This is a genomic window from Blautia sp. KLE_1732_HM_1032 (assembly GCF_025147905.1).
Lineage (GTDB): Bacteria > Bacillota > Clostridia > Lachnospirales > Lachnospiraceae > Blautia_A > Blautia_A fusiformis.
In genome coordinates, this window is the sequence record NZ_CP102266.1 from 469122 (window position 1) to 490023 (window position 20902).

Annotated in this window: 14 protein-coding genes and 2 pseudogenes; all 16 read left to right on the forward strand. The window is 42.7% G+C overall.

What is annotated here, in order from left to right:
* Nucleotides 1-90: 90 nt before the first annotated feature.
* A complete protein-coding gene (locus NQ489_RS02395) occupies nucleotides 91-5529 on the forward strand; it encodes a SpaA isopeptide-forming pilin-related protein (RefSeq protein ID WP_227945575.1) in 5439 nt (1812 codons plus the stop codon).
* A 76-nt stretch (nucleotides 5530-5605) separates the two neighbouring features.
* Nucleotides 5606-5920, forward strand: a complete 315-nt coding sequence (locus NQ489_RS02400; RefSeq protein ID WP_173900157.1) for a hypothetical protein — start codon at nucleotides 5606-5608, stop codon at nucleotides 5918-5920.
* Nucleotides 5917-7041: a hypothetical protein gene (locus tag NQ489_RS02405; RefSeq protein ID WP_049947025.1), complete on the forward strand. Its 1125-nt coding sequence runs from the start codon at nucleotides 5917-5919 to the stop codon at nucleotides 7039-7041. The genes NQ489_RS02400 and NQ489_RS02405 overlap by 4 nt, the downstream gene beginning before the upstream one ends.
* Complete coding sequence (locus NQ489_RS02410) at nucleotides 7022-8083, forward strand: DUF3991 domain-containing protein (protein WP_072448015.1); 1062 nt, start codon at nucleotides 7022-7024, stop codon at nucleotides 8081-8083. Before NQ489_RS02405 ends, NQ489_RS02410 begins: the two co-directional genes overlap by 20 nt.
* Nucleotides 8084-8095: 12 nt before the next feature.
* Nucleotides 8096-8344 carry a hypothetical protein gene (locus tag NQ489_RS02415; RefSeq protein WP_072448017.1) on the forward strand — a complete coding sequence of 83 codons (249 nt, stop codon included), beginning with the start codon at nucleotides 8096-8098 and terminating at the stop codon, nucleotides 8342-8344.
* Nucleotides 8334-9251, forward strand: coding sequence for a DUF5688 family protein (locus NQ489_RS02420; protein WP_139148846.1), 918 nt, complete (start codon nucleotides 8334-8336; stop codon nucleotides 9249-9251). The genes NQ489_RS02415 and NQ489_RS02420 overlap by 11 nt, the downstream gene beginning before the upstream one ends.
* 230 nt (nucleotides 9252-9481) lie before the next feature.
* Nucleotides 9482-11005 carry a DNA (cytosine-5-)-methyltransferase gene (gene dcm, locus NQ489_RS02425; RefSeq protein WP_072448019.1) on the forward strand — a complete coding sequence of 508 codons (1524 nt, stop codon included), beginning with the start codon at nucleotides 9482-9484 and terminating at the stop codon, nucleotides 11003-11005.
* Between the two features lie 511 nt (nucleotides 11006-11516).
* Nucleotides 11517-11840: a plasmid mobilization protein gene (locus NQ489_RS02430; protein WP_072448023.1), complete on the forward strand. Its 324-nt coding sequence runs from the start codon at nucleotides 11517-11519 to the stop codon at nucleotides 11838-11840.
* Nucleotides 11841-11843: 3 nt separating this feature from the next.
* Nucleotides 11844-13259, forward strand: coding sequence for a relaxase/mobilization nuclease domain-containing protein (locus NQ489_RS02435; protein WP_072448025.1), 1416 nt, complete (start codon nucleotides 11844-11846; stop codon nucleotides 13257-13259).
* Complete coding sequence (locus NQ489_RS02440; protein WP_072448027.1) at nucleotides 13260-14213, forward strand: hypothetical protein; 954 nt, start codon at nucleotides 13260-13262, stop codon at nucleotides 14211-14213.
* Nucleotides 14214-14633 carry a hypothetical protein gene (locus NQ489_RS02445; RefSeq protein ID WP_021650614.1) on the forward strand — a complete coding sequence of 140 codons (420 nt, stop codon included), beginning with the start codon at nucleotides 14214-14216 and terminating at the stop codon, nucleotides 14631-14633.
* Between the two features lie 10 nt (nucleotides 14634-14643).
* The gene (locus NQ489_RS02450) at nucleotides 14644-15807 is read left to right on the forward strand and encodes a PcfB family protein (protein ID WP_021650613.1); all 1164 of its coding nucleotides are present in this window, start codon (nucleotides 14644-14646) and stop codon (nucleotides 15805-15807) included.
* A gap of 42 nt (nucleotides 15808-15849) precedes the next feature.
* Nucleotides 15850-17193 (forward strand): annotated as a pseudogene (locus tag NQ489_RS02455) (VirD4-like conjugal transfer protein, CD1115 family); the annotation flags it as partial.
* 582 nt (nucleotides 17194-17775) lie between these two features.
* Nucleotides 17776-19596, forward strand: a complete 1821-nt coding sequence (locus tag NQ489_RS02460) for a reverse transcriptase/maturase family protein (RefSeq protein WP_044960591.1) — start codon at nucleotides 17776-17778, stop codon at nucleotides 19594-19596.
* Nucleotides 19597-19703: 107 nt separating this feature from the next.
* A pseudogene (locus tag NQ489_RS02465) lies at nucleotides 19704-20441 on the forward strand (type IV secretory system conjugative DNA transfer family protein); the annotation flags it as partial.
* A 111-nt stretch (nucleotides 20442-20552) separates the two neighbouring features.
* Nucleotides 20553-20891, forward strand: a complete 339-nt coding sequence (locus NQ489_RS02470; protein WP_021651237.1) for a hypothetical protein — start codon at nucleotides 20553-20555, stop codon at nucleotides 20889-20891.
* The last annotated feature ends 11 nt before the right edge of the window (nucleotides 20892-20902 follow it).

Sequence of the window (20902 nt, forward strand, 5' to 3'; positions counted from 1 at the left end):
ATACAAAAGATAGAAAAAAGAAGATAGAAAATGGAAAGCAGGCTTGTGTGGCCTGCTTTTTTTGACGAAAAAATGAAAAGGAGCAAAGCTATGATGAAAGGAAAAAAGAAAAGGCTGCTGGCTGGGACGCTGGCACTTCTTCTTAGTTGTTCTACGTTACTCAATACAGGGATCACCGCACTGGCTTCTGAACAGTCTGAGGAACATGCACAGATACAGGAAGTAAAACAGGAGGAGGCTGCTTCAGAAACATTACCGGAGTTGGAAGAGGTAAAGGAGCAACTAACAGAAGAAGAACTGGTGTATGCAGAGGACCTTACCATAAAAGCAGGAGAGTCCTTTGACTTGGAAACAGATTACAGGGGTTTTCAGAAAAATGATGAAAAAGTAAAGGTGACGTTTCTGAAAGCAGAAGGGGACTCCGGCAATTCTTTTGATTTCAATACCCCAGGTTCTTACCAGGCGTTTTATCGTGTTGATCCGTTAAGCGGAAACCCTTCCTATCAGATTATGAGAAGAATTGTGGTAGAAGCAAGGGAAAACAGTACACAGGAACCCCAGGGAGAAGTAAGCCAGCATACCGAAGATGGCTCCGGTGAGGACGGTGAGGCGGACCCTGACCCGGAGATACCGGAGGTACTGACGGAAGAACCGGAAATGCCAGATGCAGGGGCAGAGTTGATTGATCTGACACCAAAAGAGGATAAGGGAATGTTCTTATCGGTTGTTCCGGCAGCAATGGAGCAGCAAAAAGGAAGCAATGTACATCTGGTACAGGGAGAAAAAATCCCATACCCTTCTAACGTGGGGAACTATTCTACTTCCTATTTCACTGTAAATGGCCATGTAGCATATTGTCTGGAGTCTATGAAGGCTTCCCCGCCGACCTCGGATTATGTAGCAAATGAATTTGAAAGCAACCCGGAATTGCAGAAAGTCCTTTATTATGGATATGGCGGTCCTGGGGACATTACCGGGGAGTATATGCCCTCTTTTGACTGGAAGACAAAGTATATTTTTACGCATTTAGCTGCCGCTTATTCTTATTGTGGCATGGACGGTTTTTATGGCTGTACCTTTGAAGATATTAAGGCAAGCGGTGTGTGGGGATATATCCAGCATATTTACAGCCTGGAAGCACCTCCGACAGCAGCAATCACGTTGTCCCCAAAGGAAGCAAAGGCTTATGAAAGTGGAAAGGAACAGCGTACCGGGGAGTTTACTTTAAAAGGTGACCATAGAAACTATATTACTTTAAAAATGCCAGAGAATGTGACTTATCACAGTGGAAGTACAAAACAGACAGGAACCGTAAAGATCAATGGGAATACCACATTCTATTTCAGCGCTCCCAAAACTGTAACGGGTACATGGAACAGCGGTAAGCTGAAAGGACAAATGGGAACCCAGTGGAAGACCTTAGTATTGTCTACGGGTTCTGGTTCCCAGGACATTGGGTATGGGGCATTTTTTGAAGAAGAAAGTGCTTCTGTGGAATTTACGGTGAAGTGGCTGGACCTGGCAAGGGTAAAGGTAACAAAAAAAGATAAGAACAGTAAAGTAAATCTGTCCGGCGCTGTTTTTGGTATTTATTCAGACAGTGCATGTAAAAATCTTCTTGTGCAGATGCCGGCCACAGACAGCAACGGTACTTCTGAGGTGGAGCTTCCGAAAACCCAGGATACGGTATATTTAAAAGAAATTTCTGTTCCAGAAGGCTATAAGCTAAATACAGAGTCTTTTAATGTGAAGCTGGAAACAGGAAAAACAACTTCTGTTGCAGTGACGAATGAGGAACAGAAAGGAAAAATCACAATCCGTAAAAAAGGTGAGGTTCTGACTGGAGTAACCGGAGAAGAGGGGAACCTGACTTTTGTATATGGAAATGCGGACTTTGCAGGGGCAGAATATAACATTTATGCGGCAGAGGATATTTACAGCCAGGATAAAGTGACGAAGGTGCATAAAGCAGGGAATCTGGTAGAAAGTCTGACAACCGGGGAAGATGGAAGTGCTGTTTCCAAAGAATTGTATCTTGGAAAATATAAGGTTGTAGAACAGAAAGCACCGGAAAATCTGGTGATTGGAAAAACAGAACAGGAACGTACCCAGTTTGTAACCTTGTCCTATGCAGGACAGAATGTAGAGTTATCCCAGGGGGAAACCACTTTTACCAATGCAAGACCGGAGATTTCCGTAAATGTAGTGAAAAAATCGAAACATGATGACGTTACCCTGGAGGGTGCGACGTTTGGATTGTATGCAGAAGAAGACCTGACAGCGGCAGACGGAAAGGTTCTTGTAGAAAAGGGAAGCCTGGTGGAACGTGCTGTTTCCGACAGGGAAGGAATGGCTGTGTTCCATGCGGATATTCCTTTGAATTTCCATTACAGCGTAAAAGAAATCCAGGCACCGGATAAGTATTATATGACAGATGAGGTGTATCGTTTCTTCTATGAATATAAAGACGACAGCACCTACACATATACTTTTTCTCATGATTTTAAAAATGAGGAAGTACGGGGAGAAGTTCATGTAAGTAAGATTGATCAGGATTCCCAGGGATTTATTTCCCAGGGTGACGCAACCTTAGTAGGGGCAAAATACGGATTATATGCTGCAGAAGATATTGAACACCCCAATAAGAAAGATGGGATTGTCCATAAAAAAGGGGAACTTGTAGCGCAGGGTACGATTTCCAGTGAAGGAACTGTAGATTTCAAAAACCTGTATCTTGGAAATTATTTCGTGAAAGAAATAGAGCCGGCAGAAGGGTATCTGTTAGATGAAACAGAGTATCCCGTAGAGGTTTCGTATGAAGGACAGGAGGTACAGATTGTACACCGGGAAGTAACTGTAAAGGAAACTGTAAAGAAACAGGCCTTTCAGCTTATCAAGATCTCAGAAGACGGGGAGCAGACAGAAACAGAACTGGTAGAAGGAGCTGGATTTAAGGTATTCCTCATCAGTGAGCTGTCTGGTGTAAAAGATGGAAGTTTGAAGCCGGGAAATGGTTCTTATTATACCCCGGAAGATTTTATCACCTATGATTACAGCAAAGACGAAACCGCTTCTTATTGGGAGAATGGTAAAAAGATTACGGTACCAGAGCTGTTTACAGATAAGAAAGGATATTTAAAGAGTCCAGAACTTCCTTATGGAACCTATGTGGTGTTTGAGTCTACAGTTCCGGAAAATTTAAAAGGGATTCGTCCATTTATCGTACAGATTTCAGAAGACAGCCGGGAACCCCAGGTATGGCGTGTGTTTGATGACCGTCCTTTGCAGTATTACTTCAAGATTGTGAAAAAAGATGCCCAGACGCAGAAGCCGGTGCTGGATAACAGTGCAGCTTATAAGATTTATGATGTGGAAGCAGAAAAATATGTGGAAATGATCGTAAGATATCCGAAAAAAGAAGTGGTATCTGTGTTCAGGACCAACGAAGAGGGATACCTGATTACACCGGAGCAGTTAAAATGTGGCACTTACCGGATTGAAGAAGTGGAAGCGCCGGAAAATTATGTACAGGTAGGATTTGAAAATGCCCTCTTAAAAGACGGAAAGGAAGTTCCACTGAATGAAGTTGCAGACGGAGGCACATACCAGGAGGCAAAGAAAGCGCCGATCACTATTACCGTAGATTCTGATACTGTACACCAGGTAGAAGAGGAAACCGGTAAATTTATTGTTGTCATTGAACAGTATAATGATGAAGCAGTAGGAAGCCTTACAATCCATAAAAAGGGAGAAAAACTTTCTGGTGCTTCTAAAGTAGAAGAAAAGTTCCTGACGAAGATGAAAAACGGTGTAGCAGGTTTCGTAAATCAGGTAAGCAGTTTCTTCACCGGGGAAGAAGTCATGGAAAAAGAGAAAGGTTATAAATTTGACTATGAAGAAGGGAATATGGAAGGTGCAGAATTTGCCATTCATGCAAAGGAAACCATTTATACCCCGGACGGACAGAAAGACGAAGCAGGAAACCGCATTGTAAAATATGAAAAAGATGCCCTGGTAGCCCGTATGGTAACAGATAAAGAAGGAAAGGCAGTCCTGAATAATCTTCCTATCGGAAAATACTATGTAGTGGAAGAAAAGGCAGGTCAGAACTGTGTGCTTGACCCGGAAGCAAAAGAATTTGAAATTGCATATAAGGGACAGGAAGTAGCAGTGGATTATGTAACAATGGAACTTACCAATCAGCGACAGAAAGTTTCCCTGAGTATTCTGAAGAAAGACGCAGAAACCGGAAAACCGCTGGAAGGAGTGGTATTCGGGATGTATGCGCAGGAGGATATCAAAAATGCTGCCGGGGAAGTAGTTGTAGAAAAAGATGCCCTGATTGAACTGGGAACAACAGATGAAGAGGGCAAGCTGGTATTTCAGGCAGATCTTCCTCATGGAAAATATTATATTCAGGAAGTAGAGCATAAGCCGGGATACCTGCCAAATGATGAGGTGTATTCCTTTGATGCGTCTTATACAGACCAGACGCTTGAACTTCTCGCTTTTTCAGAAGAAATTTCTAATCAGCCTACCATTACAGAATTTACAAAAGTAGATTTGACTGGCGGACAGGAAATTGAAGGTGCAAAAATGCAGATTTTAGATCAGGACGGAAAGGTGGTAGAAGAGTGGGTATCTAAGAAAGAACCTCATGTAGTCTATGCACTGGAACCAGGAGAATATGTACTGCATGAAGAACAGGCGCCTACGGAACAGGGATATGTCCGGGCAGAAGATGTGAAATTTGTTGTGGAAGAAACAGGGGACGTACAAAAAGTGAAAATGGAGGACGACCATACCAAAGTTTCGATTTCCAAAACAGATATTACAGATGGAAAAGAAATTGAGGGAGCGAAGCTGCAGATTCTGGATCAGGACGGGGAAGTGGTAGAGTCCTGGACCACAGGAGAGGAACACCTGATTGAGTACCTTCCGGTAGGTACTTATACTCTGCATGAAGAAGCGGCAGTTGATGGATATATTGTGGCTAATGACGTGGAGTTTACAGTAGAAGAAACGGGAGAAATTCAGAAGGTGAAGATGGAAGATGAGCGTGCTATGGGACAACTGGTTATTGTAAAGACCGATGCAGACAGTAAAGCGGCTCTGGAAGGAGTAGAATTTGTCCTCATGGAAAAGGAAACCGGTAAAGAAGTAGAACGCCTGAAGACTGGGAAAGATGGAAAAGCAGTTTCCAGCCTGCTTCCGATTGGAACTTATGAAAATGGTACTTTCAAAGAACCGATTACCTATGTGCTGAAAGAAACCGCAGCCTTAGAAGGATATGAGAAGACAGAAGAAGAGTGGGAGATTGTATTCAGCTACCAGAATGATAAAACACCAGTCATTGAAGTGGTAAAAGAAATCCAGAATAAAAAAATACCGGAAGCACCAGGTACCGTCAAACCGGGACCAAAAACCGGTGATGATACAAACTGGTTCCTGCCTTTGCTGGCTCTTGGTGTAAGCGCAGGTATGGTAGCAGGTTTACTTTATTACAGAAAAAGACAGAAAAAGGCATAGGAAATAAAAATCAGTTTTTAAACTTGGGAAAGGGCGGCTGCGGCTGTCCTTTCTTTGGCAATATGAGGTGAGAAGCATGGAAGAGAAAAAAAGAATACGGTTTATTGACAGTCATTATCATACCCTGTTCAACATAGCAGACGGGGACTCCATAGAGATTGTATATCCAGATGGAAAAAGGGAAGAACGGGTTTGTACCTATATTGATGAATACCACACACAGGTAGGGGCAAGGGTGTTTCATATTTGTGAATTTGCAGAAATCATGGAAGCAAATGGAAAATCCTATTGTCCTGCAAGAAGCAGGGAAAAAGAAGTGGAAGAAAGAAAGGAAGCCGCCCACCAGAAACAGAAAACCGGAAATATCCGTATGGAAAGGAGCAGGCGTTGAGGATTGGAATTATAGATGCAGACCTTTTATACCGGAAAAGACACCGTTTTCCCAACTTGGCATGTATGAAACTCTCCGCTTATTGGAAGGAGCGGGGATTTGAAACAGAGCTTCTTTTGGATTACAGCCAGGCTGGAGAATATGACCGGCTCTATGTATCAAAAGTGTTTACGGATACCTTTGTGCCGGAACATATTTTGACGAGGGAAACAACCATTTATGGAGGGACTGGATTTTTTTACGATAAAGCACCGGTACTTCCAGAAGCGGTTGAACACCATACACCGGACTATCATTTGTATGACCAGATGGTAAAAGAAAACAGTGCAGGAGAGAAAAAGAAGAAGGAGTTCCAATTTTATACGGACTATTCCATTGGCTTCCTCACCAGGGGGTGTTTTCGGAAGTGTAGTTTCTGTGTAAACAAAAACAGCACCGGTGCAGCACCAGCAAGCCCATTGGAAGAATTTTATGATCCGTCCAGAAAGAAGTTATGTTTTCTGGACGATAACTTTTTTGCCTGTGCAGGGTGGGAAAAAATCTTTTCCAGTGTCCTGGAAACAGGCAGGCGTTTTCAGTTCCGGCAAGGGTTGGATCTGCGGATTATGCAGAAAAGGCAGATGGAACTTCTAGCATCAGGAAAATTGGATAATGGCATGATTTTTGCCTTTGACCATATCAAAGATCAGGAACTTATTGTAAGAAAACTGGAACTTTTGCGGGAAGTAATCCCAGTTCCTTACCAGAAAATTAAGCTGTATGTACTGTGCGGCTATGACTGGGAAGGAACCTGGAAAGCAGATTTTTGGGCAAAGGATATTCGGGACGTTTTCATACGGATTGAGATTTTGATGCGGTATAAGTGCCTGGCTTACTTGATGCGCTATGCCGCATGGGAACGGGCACCGGAGGTTTATAAGGGAATGTATATCAACCTAAGTCGTTGGTGTAACCAGCCGGCCCAGTATTCAAAAAAGAGCCTGCGGGAATTTTGTATCGGACAGGGGGAGCATAGTTCCTGCTTCCGCTACCTGACTGCTTTTGGAGCTCTGCACCCGGAAATGGCGCATTATCTGGATATGAAATATGAAGAGGTGCAGTATGGGAAAATTTACGGCTGAAGAAATTCAGATTGCAAAGGCAGTGGATCTAGTGGATTTGGCGGAGCAGATAGGGATTCCGCTGAAAAGAAAAGGCAGGTTTTATCAGGCAGTGGGTATGGACTCTGTGATGATCTTCAACCGGTCTTCCTGGTGCCGGTTTAGCCAGGGGGTAGGAGGTAGTACCATTGATTTTCTGGAATATTTCAGAAATATGGATTTTGTGGAGGCAGTCAAATATCTGCTGGAGTTTGCCGGATATATCCGTACTGAAACCATGCAAAAATTTCAACCGGAAAGACAGATTGGAATGACAAAAGATACAAAGAAGAAAAAAGAGATACCGAAAGAACCTTTTGTGCTGCCTCCAAAATCAGAAACCAGCCGCCGGTTATATGGATACCTTATGAAGCAGAGGAGACTGTCAAAGCAGGTGATCGACTTCTGGATAAAAAAGGGACTTTTATATGAAAGCGGAAAATATCACAATCTGGTTTTTGTAGGAAAAGACCCGGAAGGTGTCCCACGTTTTGCCAGCCAGAGAGGAACCCTGGATAAATACGGAAAACCCTTTAAAGGAGATGTTACTGGGAATGACAAAACGTATGGAGTTAATCTGGTAGACCGAAACAGTGATACGCTCTATGTATATGAGGCGGCGATTGATGCCATGTCCGATATGGAACTGCGGGGAGATTACCGGAACAATATCCTGGTACTTGGAATGCTTTCCGATGGTCCTTTGGAAAAGTTTTTAAAAGACTATTCCCATATCAGGAATATACAGTTCTGTCTGGATAATGACCCGCCGGGCAGACAAGCGGTAAAAAAACTGGCAAGAAAATATACCCTTATGAATTATGAGGTTTTTGTACGTCTTCCACCTATGGGAAAAGACTATAACGCTTTTTTGCAGTATAAAAAGGAAAACCAGGAGCTTTCCAGCCTGGTAGAAAAGGAAAGGGCGCTTCTTACCGAAACAAAAGGGACAAAAATACAAAAGATAGAAAAAATGGTAGGACACAGGAACATAGTACCATACCAGATAGCACAGGCAAGATAGGAGGGTATTCTTTTGGAAAATAGCTATGATGAGGAATGTTTCAAAAAATGGGAGATCGACGAATGCGAAGCGGAGATGGAAAAAGTAGTGCAGTGGATAGGAAAGAGGAAACTGCATGGACGTGTACGGGTTGCGTTTATCGAAGAGAGCTATGAGCGGCAGGGATACCGCATGGGGATACCCAGGCAGGTGTATGTGTCCAGGGTGCTGGCAAACATCAGGAAAGAAGAGGTTAGAAAGGGTGGGAAACATGGAGTTTGATATCTTTTATGAAAAATTGAAAAAGCAGATTTTGGAGATCGCCTCAGAAGAATTAGAAGGAAACATAGATTTTCGGATGGTATATAAAAATGGGCAACAGAACCAGGGAATTGTATTTTTTCCGGAAGGAAGTAATGTAGGAATCACTACTTATGCAGAAGATTTTTATCGTATGTATAAAGAAGGAATAAGTTTTCCTTCTATTATTGAAAGATATAAAGAAATGATTGATGAAGCAAAAGGAGAAATGCAGTTTGCAAAAAATATCCAGATTTTTGAGGCAAAGAAAGAAGATATTATACCTGCTTTTGTTCCTAAAGAAAGTTTGGAGATTAAACCTGAGTTGGCACATGTTCCATTTGAAAACCTGGAAATTATCTTTCGATGGAATATCCCTGGTACAGAGTATAGCGTAAAATTGCCGGAAGAATATTTCAACCACCATCAGATAGAACCGAAACAATTTTTGGAGGAACTTATCAATGATCCTTCTTTTAAAGATCAAACAGAAGTATTTTCAATTAGCAGACTTTTTGAAACAGGGGATACAGAGATACCGAAGGAACAGGAGATGTATTGTGTTACAAACCAAAATAAAAACTGGGGAGCTGCTTCTATTCTGAATAAGGATATCATGGATGAAGTTGCGGATTTTTTTGGTGGGAAAACCTATATCCTTCCTTCTAGTATCCATGAGTGTTTGGCAGTAGATACACATGTGTATACGGTTGAAGAACTTAAAACAATGGTTCGGGATATAAACAGTAAACCAGATTTGGTAGGGGCAGATTTTTTATCAAATGAGGTATATGTTTATGATAGTTATACAAGAGAACTAAAATTGGCAGGAGAACAAAGAACAAAGGAAATACAAAATCCTGAAAAGCAGGAGCCTATTAAGAGATAAGAAAACAGAAGAATGTGAAGGAGGTGATGCAGACCAACAGAATTTTTGACAGAAGGGTAAACTCTGGATACGGGAAGGGGTGATTCTATGATTGTAAGGTAATGCCAGATGGATATTTCGTTTGTAGCTGTGGATTTCTCATGAAGACTATAAAAAAATTTAGGAGACAGGAGGAAATAAGTGAGTAATCCTAGGTAAAATGTGTAGCTACACCTCATGAAACATGAGGAATGAAATATAGTTTGGTGAATTTTTGTGAGTTTGATAAATATGCAGCAAAGAGTTATTGTGCGATTCATGGTACAAGTGAAACATTGAATCTGGGAGATATTACAAAAGTGGACGAAAAGGAGATTGAACCGTTTAACATGATCTGCGGCGGAAGCCCCTGTCAGGATTTTTCCCTGGCAGGTAAGCAGGCAGGGGCGGTTTGGAAATGCCGAAGCTGCGGGCATGAGTATAACCCTCTGCAGGTACATTATTCTAAAAGGGACACCTGCAGCATGTGTGGTTCTCATGATATTGATAAAACACGTTCTTCCCTTCTGGTGGAATGGCTCCGTATGATACGGGGAGTAAAACCAGTATGGGGGATTTATGAAAATGTGAAAAATATTGTAGGAAAAAAATTCCGGGATACCACATTCCGGTTGTTTGAAGAAGAACTGCATGAATACGGATACCACACCTATTGGAGTGTTCTTAATGCAAAGCATTATGGAATACCCCAGAACAGGGAACGGGTATATCTGATTTTGATACAGAAGGAAATGGATAATGGAACATTCCAGTTTCCAGAACCGCTGGAGTCCTTCCAGTGCCTTATGGATATTCTGGAGGATACGGTAGAGGAAAGATACTACTTATCCCAGGAAAAAGTACGCCGCTTGATTGAAGATATGGAAGAGAGAAAAGCGCTTTTGTTTGAGCCGGACGAAAAAAGCCTGAAGGCTTTTCGGGAAAATCGGGTAAAGCGAGCCGGAAATATCAAAGGGGTGTTTGAACAGACTGGACGGGTCTATCTGCCAGACGGGTGCTGCCCTACGGTAACTGCCTGTGGTGGTGGCGGGCAGCAGCCCAAAATTCTTCAAGTAGGAGATATTCATACCGGTTATGGTTCAAGCGGGGTTATTTATTCCCCTTTAGGAAGCAGCGGTGCGGTTTTAGCAGGACATGACCAGCCAAAGATTGTAGAAAAATACCCTGGAGCAATCCGGGGCAGGTATGATTCGGAAGGTCGGATTGTGCAGACTTTGGAACTGGGAGAAAAAGAAGTCTGCCATACCCTTACTTCTGTACAAAAAGATAATATCATTCTGGTACGTCAAAAGACACAGAAAGGTTATGAGGAATGTTTAGAAAATGGTGTTGTAAATCTTAGTTATCCGTCTGTGGAAAAACGGGGAAGGGTACAGGAGCATGGGGAACTCTGCCCTACGCTTACAACATCAAATGGAATACACCGTTTAGAGTCTTTGATCCGTATCCGGAGGCTGACACCTTTAGAGTGCTTCCGGCTTATGGGCTTTTCCGATGCGGATTTTTGGAAAGCAAAAGAAGCAGGCATAAGCAACAGCCAGCTTTACAAACAGGCAGGAAATTCCATTGTTGTTGATGTGCTGTACTATATTTTTCTGGAACTATACAAAGCCATGCCATATCTGTTTGAGAATATCCGGCTTTCTTCCTTTTTCAGTGGGATTGGAGCTTTTGAAAAGGCATTGGAGCGTTTGGAAGAACAGGTAAACCAATAATTTCATAAGAGAAACCCAAAGCGGCAAATGGTCCATAGAGAGTCTTCCCATACTTGGTGGAAAGAGAGAAATTGCGGAAGAAGAAGCAGCCTGCAGGGAGTCTGTGCAAAAGCGTTGATAGCAGAATGGAAGAACTGCTGTCACATCAGACACAGGAGGCTGACAGATTTGCTAACAGAACTGGGGTTTTGTTAGCAGAAACAGAAGTAGGAAGCGGAAAAACCGATAGCAGATGTTTAGAACTGCTATCGGTTTTTCTCTATATAGAACGCAGGTCTGCTATCAGTATCTGCGTTTTGCTATCTATTTTATCCGGGGTATTAGGGGGTGCCCCCTAACAAGATGGGATTTTGTACGGTAAAATCCGTATCTTGCAGAGGACTGGCATAGCCAGTCCGGACGCCGGGAAGTTATACAGTGACCGATAGCAGGTCTTAGGAGTTGACAGCAGATAGCGTTGAAGTAGAAATCGGTAGATGAAATCTGTGATAAAGATAAGGAAAGGGGGAGCATGAAAAAAGAAACAATGAAATGTAGAAAAGAAATCCGGCTGTATCGGTGGGAGCTGGAAGAGTTACAAAAACAGGCAGAAAAGATGGGGCTTTCTGATTCCCAGTATCTTCGTATGCTGATTACCAACCGCCCCAGGGATTACCCGGAAATCCGCAAGGAACTGGAACGCATGAACCAGGAAATCAACCGGATTGGTGTAAACATCAACCAGATTACCCATAACAATAACAGCGCCCTTTATTCCAGGGAAGATAAACACCGTCTGTATGTGTTTTTGAAGCAGATAAAAACACTGGTAAGCCAGGTGCAGGAAAGGCTGTAGGTTATGGCAATTACAAAGTGCCTGCACATGAAACAGGCAAAAACGGGTTATCCGGCAAAACATCTGGCAAACGGTCTTCGCTATATTATGAACCCGGAGAAAACAGAACATGGCCGCTATGTCTGTGGACATAACTGTATTCCTGAACAGGCATTATCCCAGATGGTAGATACTAAACGTCATTTTGGAAAGCTGGATAAAAGGCAGGGCTACCATTTCATTCTTTCGTTTGAGGAAGATGAGGTTTCGGAAGAAGAAGCCTTCCAAGTGGTAGGAGAGTTTGTGGCAGAATTTCTTGGGAAGGATTTTGAAGCGGTTTATGCAGTCCATAATGATACGGACCATATTCATGGGCACATTATTTTTAATTCAGTACGCTGTACTACGGGATATAAATACGATTATAAAAACGGGGATTGGGAAAACAGTATCCAGCCTCTGACCAACCGGATATGCAGGGAGCATGGTTTATCTGTGCTGGAGCTGGAAGAAGTAAAGGAAAAACGCAAACAAAAAGGACAGGAAGAAAAATCTCTTTCTGAACGGGACAGGCGGATCAGAAGAGATGTGGACCAGGCATTACAGGACGCAGGTTCTTATGAGGAATTTCTTGAAAATCTTTCCAGCATGGGATATGAGTTGCGGGGGAGAAAGCACCTTTCTGTTCGGGAACCCGGAGCAGGAAGGGCAAGACGGCTTGACCAGCTAGGGGAAGAATATACAGAGGAAAGGCTTCGGCAGCGTTTTGGACGCCTTCCAATCCCGGAAATGACCGGAGAGGAGATACCGATAGAATGGACGTATGTGTTTATCCCATACCGGGAGCGGCATTTGACCAGATACCAGAAGGAACGTTTTCTTCGCAGGTACCGGCAGGGGAAACCAATGGCAGACTCTAAAACCTGGAAATACAGGGTAGCAATCCATGAATTGAAAAAATTGCAGGAGGAATTTGATTTTCTGGCAGCTTATCGCATACAGGATAAGGCGCAGTTGAAAGCCATTTCTGATGCAACAAAGGAACAGCTTTGGGAAAACAGCAGGGCAAGAAAGCAGCTACGAAAAGAAATGGTTCCTTATGAGGAAATGCTTCTGCTTCTCAATAAGCTGCAGGAAAAACAGATGGAAGCAGAACTTTATCAGGAAGGGTATCAGGAATTTTTTCAAGACCACCAGACATACCAAAACCTTCTTGGGCAGTTAAAAGAAATGGGATATTCCTTGTCTGAGGCAGAACAGACAGACGCTTATTTCTTTGAGAAAGAGGAGCGTTTGCGGATCGAACGGAAAAAAATCTTAAAAGAAAAAAGGATTGCAGAGCGTCTGCGTGAAAAAGCAGAAGAAAAAGAAAACTTGGAAGCACAACAGAAGGAAAAGAATAGGGAAACGTCTGCAAGGGGCAGAAGAAAAGGAGGGTAAATGACAGTAGAAGGACAACGGTATCTGGAAGAATGCCGGAAAGTTTTAAAAGAAGAACAGATGGACGCAGTTTCTATGGGGCTGGATTTTGGTCTTCCTGTTTCGGATATCCAGAAGGTAGTTAAGAGTAACCAGGAAGCCCCGGTGATGAAAGCAATCATCATAGGGCTTATGGAAGGGATTGGGGAAATCGACTTTTTATGTGAAGGAAATTATAACCAGTTCCAGGTACGGGAAATCGTAGAAGGCTTAAAAAACGGGCTGGATCTGGAAGAGGTGAAAACCTATGCCGGAAATGAACTGCCGGCCAGTCGTATGCGGACCATGCGGATACAACTGGAAGAGTCAAAGGTAAAAAAAGAAGTTCCGAAAGATGAAGAAATGCGTTCTTATATGAAAAATCTTATGGGGATCATGGAACAATCCATTCAGCAGTTCCGGGAAAGCAATGACCGTTTTACAGCTTTGTCCTCTCTGGTAAAGGAGCATGTTGTTGAAGAGAAAAATCAGGAGATTAAAGACCTGTATGAGAACCTGCAATACAAAGATAAAAATATACAGGAATTAAGGGAAAAGCTGGCAAAGAAAGAGCAGGAAATTCAGGATCTGAAAAAAGAAGCAGAAAAATACAGGGAAAAAACAGAAGCTGTTTCCAGGGAAACAAAAGTGGTATTGGAAGAAAAAAGCATACAAACAGCAGAAGGGCTGCAAAAAAGTAAGCGCCGGCTGCTTGGGATTGCCATGCTTGGGAAAAAAGTACCCAAAAGTGTTGTGGAGAAGATCCTGGAATATAACCTGTCCGCAGAGCAGTTGGAAGAAATCCGCCAGTGCGTAGAAAGTGGGCTGGCAGATGCAGAAATCCTTCAGGTGATGGAGAACAGCCCTTCACCGGAGAGAATGAAAAAAATGAGGGAAATTATCCTTTTGATGCGGAAACGGAAGGCGGGTGTGTAAATGGCAGAACTTGAACATGTGGTAAAAACATTTTCCCTTTTGGAAGCTGCCGAAAAGGAACAGCCCTTTCTTACCAGGGAGCAGAAACAGGATTTGTACCGTATTGCTTTTCATAAGGAGTCTATGGAAGAGGTAGAAAAAATTATTTTGCAGTTACAGGCGCCTCATGCAGGAAAGGAAGAAAAAGAGCGTATCCTTTCTCATTACCTTGAACCGTTTTTTCAGGTTCCGGAAAATATTTTGCAGATTGAGAATTATATTTTTCAGCTTCAATATATGACCTATGAAAAGGAAAAAGCAAACCACATGCTGGCGGCTCTCTTAAAACAGGAAAATATCCAGTATGACCTGGAAGCCATGCTTACAGAAGGAAAAATAAAGGCGGCTGTTCCAGTAAAAAAGGACAGGGCAATGGGATAGGAGGGAGAGCATGAGTGAAATACAAGATGCGGCGCAGATCATTAAAGTTTCCTTTGAAGGCGCAGAAATCATTCTGAAAATGGGAAATACAGGCTGGCAGTTTGTAAAAGATATTTGTGCGGTATTTAAAAAAGTTCTGGACCAGGAAAAACTGTCAGGGAAAACTTCTGTACAAAAGCTCCTGAAAATGGGAGGCGATTTACAGGTTTTCCGTTTTGAAACAAAAGACCTGGAGCGGGTAAAAGCCCTGGCAAATAAGTATGGGATTTTATATTCCATTTTGCCGGATTTGAATGAGAAGGACGGTATGAGTGAAATTTTGTTCCATTCCCAGGCAGCACCCCGTATTCAGTCCATGATGGCAAAAATTGAACATTCCAATATTGGGACGTTAGATGAATACTATGAAAATGCAGAGCCGGATAAGGTGGAGCAGTTGGTAGAAGAAGTAAAAAAGCCTGCCCTGCCGGAGCCGAAGGAGTGTGAACTGGTTGCGCGGGAGCTGGCGAAAAACCAGGTGGAGAAGATCAGTGATGTCCGTTCCCGTCTGAATATGACCTGGCTTCAGATCTGGCCGATTATCTGCTACATGGAAGAACAGGGGATTTTGGAGAAAGGGAAGGAAGGTACGGTAACACTGACCAGGACACCGGAACAGATGGAAGAATTGGTAGATTCCCAGCAGTGGAAACAGTTGTTTGGGGAAGAGGAAGCCCAAAGACGCAGCACTGGAAGCAGCCAGGAAACAGAAGAAAAGATGCAGGTCATTCAGCGTATCCAAAAGGAGAAACGGAACAATCCAGGTGTGAATGCCATTACCATAGACCAGAAGCTGGTATATGAAGAAACAGAGCATCATATCAAAACCAGGATTCCGTACCGTAAGAATGAATTTATCTGGCTGGATAAATCGGAAATTAGCTGGATTAATGACCATAAGACGATTTTTGCAGGATTGGAAAAGAAGAAGGAGTATGCAATTTTAGACCTGGAGGACCGTTTTCTTAGAAAAACTTCGGGGGAAGATTTATATAGGGAAAGCTATGACCCGGTACACAGGGAACGTGCCAGACAGGAGCAGGAAAAGATACGCAGAAGAAGGGAGCAGAATTACAGGAAGGCACAACAGAACCTGGAAGCAGGGAGAAGAACCATACAGGGGCGAAGGAGGTAGAGAACCGGAGCAATTCAGAAAAAGAAGAAACAGTCCTGGGGCATGTATCTTATTGGTGGCATAGCTTCCGGCTATGGAGGTTATCTCTTGAACGTGTGTTATCAGCCCGGAAAGGATATCAATTATTTTTTAAACCGTCTGGATCAGGTGATGGTAGCCCCGTTTGCCAATTATTGGAACGAAACTTCCTTAAAAGCAATCATTTTGGGGATTTTTGTATATGTGATCGGTATGGTCATGTATGTCACCAGCCGGAAAAACTATATGCCGGGACAGGAATTTGGTACCGCTGTTTTTGCAGATCCGAAAAAAGTGGCAAAGCAGTTTGCGGATAAAGATGAACACAATAACCTGATCTTATCCCAGAATGTCAGGCTGTCCATGAATACCAGAAAGACCAGGAGAAACCTAAATGTCCTGGTAATCGGAGGAAGCGGCGCTGGAAAAACCTTGTTCATGGTGAAACCCAATCTCCTTCAGTTAAGCAGGGCTTCCCAGATCATTACAGATCCCAAAGGGGAGATTTTAAGATGCTGCGGAGGTATGCTGAAAGCGCATGGATACCGGATACGGGTGCTGAACCTGGTGGAAATGGAGCAGTCTAACGGATATAATCCATTCCGCTATATCCGCTCTGAAACAGATATTGTAAAACTGGTTACCAACCTGATCAATAATACCACACCGAAAAACGCACAGCCCAGTGATCCATTCTGGGAGAAAGCCGAGTCTTTGTACTTGCAGGCCATTTTTCTTTATGTGTGGCAGGAGTGTGAAATGGAGAAAAGGAATTTCCGTATGGTTCTGCAGCTTTTGAATGAGGCGGAAGTCCATGCAGACGGTTCCCCTTCTGATTTAGACCGGCGTTTCCGCAGACTGGAGAGAAAAAAGGGAAGCAATCACCCTGCTTTAATCCAGTATAATAAAGTGATCCGGGGTGCCGGAGATACGGTAAGGAGTATCATCATTTCCGCAAATGCAAGGCTGGGATTGTTACAGAACCCACAAATTTTGCGGATTCTGGATCATGATGAAATGGAGATTGAGGAGATTGGGCTTGGTGTTGACGGGGACAGAAACCGGAAGACTGCACTTTTTTGTGTAACGCCGGATTCGGATAAGAGTTATGCCTTTTTAATTGGTATGCTTTATTCCCAGATTTTCCAGGAATTGTATTACCAGGCAGACTTCCATTACAATGGAAAACTTCCCATTAACGTCAATTTTATGCTGGACGAATTTGCCAACGTGCCATTGCCAGATGACTACTGCAGCCTCCTTAGTACCATGCGTTCCAGGAATATTTCATGTACCATTTTTATCCAAAACCTTGCCCAGATCAAGGCTTTGTTTGAGAAAACCTGGGAAACCATACCGGGTAATTGTGTGCGCCCAGAAGTCGCCAGCGCAATATAAATTGGCGACGTGGTATTTACAGGATACCGCCTTTAGCAAGCGGTAGGTAAAAGTATCAGGTGATGAAAAATCACAACCTATTATTCTACAACTTATCCGAGAGGGGAAACCCGAAGGGGAGTGTAGCATGTTGTTGTTCCAGTTGGAACGTAAATAGGAAAGGCGCTAATCCTATGCGTCAGAATATTTAAGAATAAAAATCAGTGTATGAGGTACAAAGCTAAACTGCCTAAACGATAGCCAGAGTGGGGGAACCTGTGCCCCGCATACGAAAAGGATTGAAACGTATGCTTTTCATGTTGGTTTCATTTCGCAGTTATGAAAGCAAGCGATACTCATGAAAGAGCAACCGCAAGACAGCGGATAAATGGCGAAAGTCGGTGCCGACAACACTGAATGCTAATCCTGTATTTACTAACTGGGGATGACCTAAACCTGGTAACAGGCATGGTCACACAGCTCCCATAGTAGTCCGAGACGTTAATGACGTTCACATGGCGAAGGGGAGCAGCTTATCAGAAAATACTAAAATGAAGGAAGGTGCGAGAGGCATTGAGAAATCCAACTGAGGTATTGAAAAATTTGATGGAAAAGTCAAAGAATGAAACTTACAGATTTCAGAGATTATACAGAAATCTGTACAATCCGGAGTTTTATTGGCTTGTGTATAAAAATATCTACGCAAATGATGGCAGTATGACTGCCGGAGCTGATGGAACAACGATTGATGGCATGGGTAACAAGAGAATTGAGAGGATTATTTTATCCTTAAAAGACCGAAGTTACCAACCTAAGCCTGCAAGAAGAGAATATATTGCAAAGAAAAACAGCAGTAAAAAACGTCCTCTGGGTATTCAGTCGGGGGATGATAAACTCGTGCAGGAAGTCGTTAAGATGATTTTGGAGAGTATTTATGAGCCTGTGTTCAGTAATAAATCACATGGGTTCAGACCAAACAGAAGCTGTCAGACAGCACTGAAACAGATACAGAACACCTTTACTGGTGCGAACTGGTTTGTGGAAGGAGATATACACGCTTGTTTTGACAGTTTCGACCACCATGTAGTTATCGACCTCTTGAAAAAGAGGATTGATGACGAAGCGTTTATCCAGCTTATATGGAAATTCCTAAAAGCAGGATATATGGAACAATGGACATTCAACAGAACCTATAGCGGAGTGTCGCAGGGGTCGGGAGTCAGTCCAGTGCTGGCAAATATTTACCTTCATGAATTGGACAAATTTATGGGAAATTATGCAGAAAACTTCAATACAGAAGCTAAGAAGAAACATTTTTCTACTGCATATAAGTCCAGTGTCGGTAAGGCATACAGATATAGGAAAAAGGGCAGAGAGATATGGGATAGTCTGTCTGACGAAGAAAAGAAAATCAGATGCAAAAATCTTAAGGAACTGAAAATGATTGAAAAATCTACAACACCTTACGTCTATAACGACAGTAATTATAAAAGGGTGCAGTATACGAGATATGCGGATGATTTTATCATCGGGGTTATTGGTAGCAAAGCAGACGCAGAAGCTATCAAGAAAGACGTGAAAATATTCCTGCAAAAAGCATTGAAATTAGAAATGTCAGACACTAAGACAAAGGTTACGCACACTGGAGACAGAGCAAGATTTCTAGGTTACGACATTACGGTATCAAGAGTGCAGACGCTACAGAAGGCTTCTAACGGAAGGGTTCAGAGATGTCAGACAGGAGTTGTTAAACTGTACGTTCCACGCGAAAAATGGGTAGGTAAGTTAATTGAATACAAAGCAATGAAAATCAAAATCAACGAAAACGGAAAAGAGAGATTTGTAGCCCTTCATAGGGGAAAACTGGTAAACCAGAGCGATATTGAAATTCTCGCAAGATACAATGCAGAAGTCCGTGGACTATATAATTATTACACCATAGCGAATGACTCCTTTAAAATAGGGAGATTTGCCAATGTAATGAAATACAGCATGTATAAAACATTTGCGTGCAAGTATAAGACGAATGTTCATGAGATTAAGCGGAGATATTGCAGAAACGAATTATTTACAGTTGCGTATGAAACAAGGCAGGGAATGAAAACAACAACATTCTACAGGGATGGTTATAAACGGAAGGAATGTGCTACAAAGTTTGATAATGTAAGCGAGCTTCCGCAGTTTTCAAGATATGCCAAAACTAACACTCTCAAACAGAGAGTGGAACGTCATACTTGTGAATTATGCCAAAAAGACTGTAGAAATCTGGTAATACACCAAGTTAAGAAACTCAAAGATTTAAAGGGAAATACAGAGTGGGTATTACTCATGCGAAAAAGGAGACGGAAAACACTCGTGGTATGCCCCGAATGCCATAATTTAATTCATTCGTAACACCGCAAATGATAAGCGGAAAGCCGTATACATCGAGAGGTGTACGTGCGGTTTGGGAGGGAGTGGATGCAAGTCCTTTTCGAAGGATGAGCTGAAGCTTACCTCATGATTCCCTGGTATATCTTGGTGGGAATGAACAGTCCACGCATAAGTATATCAGTGAGTCCCTGGGAAAAGGAACCATTGATAAAAAAAGCAGTGGGGAAACCAAAGGCCGGCAGGGGAGCAGTTCCCGGAATTATGATGTGCTGGGGCGTGAGCTTTTGACACCGGACGAAACCCGAAAGCTGGATAACTCAGAGTGTATTTTGTTAATCAGGGGTTGTGATCCCATTATTGATAAGAAATACAATACGTTTGCACACTCCAGATTTTCGGAAACAGAAGATGGCGGGGCAGCGCCTTATATCCATGACAGAATGGCTGCAAAAAAACAGGCGGTACAGATTTTAAACGAAGAATCCCTGGATTATTATAAGAAGAAAAAGGAACAGGGAGAAGATGTTCAGATTGTGGAACTGTCTTTTGATGAAATTTTTTCTTATGAGCCTATTCCTAAGAAGATTTTTTCGGAGGAAGAGCTGAAAGAGAACCAGAAGAAGAGAACGGTAGAGGAGGTGAGGCCGCCGAAGAAAACGGAAAAACCGGTACAGACAGAGGAAGAAAAACTTTCTGAATTATTGGAAAGCCATGTTTATAATGAGGAACAGTTGGGAGAAATCATGCTTGCCATTGGTGCTGGAATTTCGTATGATAAAATCCTTCAAATGGCAGATACAAAAAACAGTGCTGAAAAGATGAAGGAAATCCGTAAAAAATTTACAAAAGAAACAGCCTCGGATTAAAGAAGGCAGATTTTTGGAAACCTGTAGTTTTTGCATTACGCAGGGCAGGTTTTTAAAAATCTGTCTTTTTGCGTAATGCGGTATCAATCACATGAAAAGGAGTAAAAAGATATGAAAATCAAAGAGGTTATCAGAAAGAAACAGAACCGCTTGAAAAAATCTCTACTGGGAGTCCTGGCAGTAAGCGCTGCCACTGTTTCCCTGTTCCCCCAGACTGTCATGGCTTCCGGGGTAAGTGACGTAACACAGCCGCTTATGAATTTAAAGACACTGGTGATCAGTATTATCGGTGCGGTGGGTGTGATTATCCTGGCAAAAAACGTGATGGAATTTGCACAGGCTTACCAACAGCAGGACAGTTCTTCTATGAACAGTGCCATTAAAGGAATTGTTGCAGGGCTTATTATGGCAGCCATTTCCTCCGTTCTTACTTTCCTGGGAATTAGCTAAAACCATTCTTC

Excerpts from the sequence above, each read along its gene's own strand:
- NQ489_RS02435 (WP_072448025.1), top strand. The coding sequence starts at position 11,844 with ATGGCAATTACAAAGTGCCTGCACATGAAACAGGCAAAAACGGGTTAT.
- dcm (WP_072448019.1), top strand. The coding sequence starts at position 9,482 with ATGAAATATAGTTTGGTGAATTTTTGTGAGTTTGATAAATATGCAGCA.
- NQ489_RS02420 (WP_139148846.1), top strand. The coding sequence starts at position 8,334 with ATGGAGTTTGATATCTTTTATGAAAAATTGAAAAAGCAGATTTTGGAG.
- NQ489_RS02400 (WP_173900157.1), top strand. The coding sequence starts at position 5,606 with ATGGAAGAGAAAAAAAGAATACGGTTTATTGACAGTCATTATCATACC.
- NQ489_RS02410 (WP_072448015.1), top strand. The coding sequence starts at position 7,022 with ATGGGAAAATTTACGGCTGAAGAAATTCAGATTGCAAAGGCAGTGGAT.
- NQ489_RS02450 (WP_021650613.1), top strand. The coding sequence starts at position 14,644 with ATGAGTGAAATACAAGATGCGGCGCAGATCATTAAAGTTTCCTTTGAA.
- NQ489_RS02470 (WP_021651237.1), top strand. The coding sequence starts at position 20,553 with ATGAAAATCAAAGAGGTTATCAGAAAGAAACAGAACCGCTTGAAAAAA.
- NQ489_RS02445 (WP_021650614.1), top strand. The coding sequence starts at position 14,214 with ATGGCAGAACTTGAACATGTGGTAAAAACATTTTCCCTTTTGGAAGCT.
- NQ489_RS02395 (WP_227945575.1), top strand. The coding sequence starts at position 91 with ATGATGAAAGGAAAAAAGAAAAGGCTGCTGGCTGGGACGCTGGCACTT.
- NQ489_RS02440 (WP_072448027.1), top strand. The coding sequence starts at position 13,260 with ATGACAGTAGAAGGACAACGGTATCTGGAAGAATGCCGGAAAGTTTTA.
- NQ489_RS02430 (WP_072448023.1), top strand. The coding sequence starts at position 11,517 with ATGAAAAAAGAAACAATGAAATGTAGAAAAGAAATCCGGCTGTATCGG.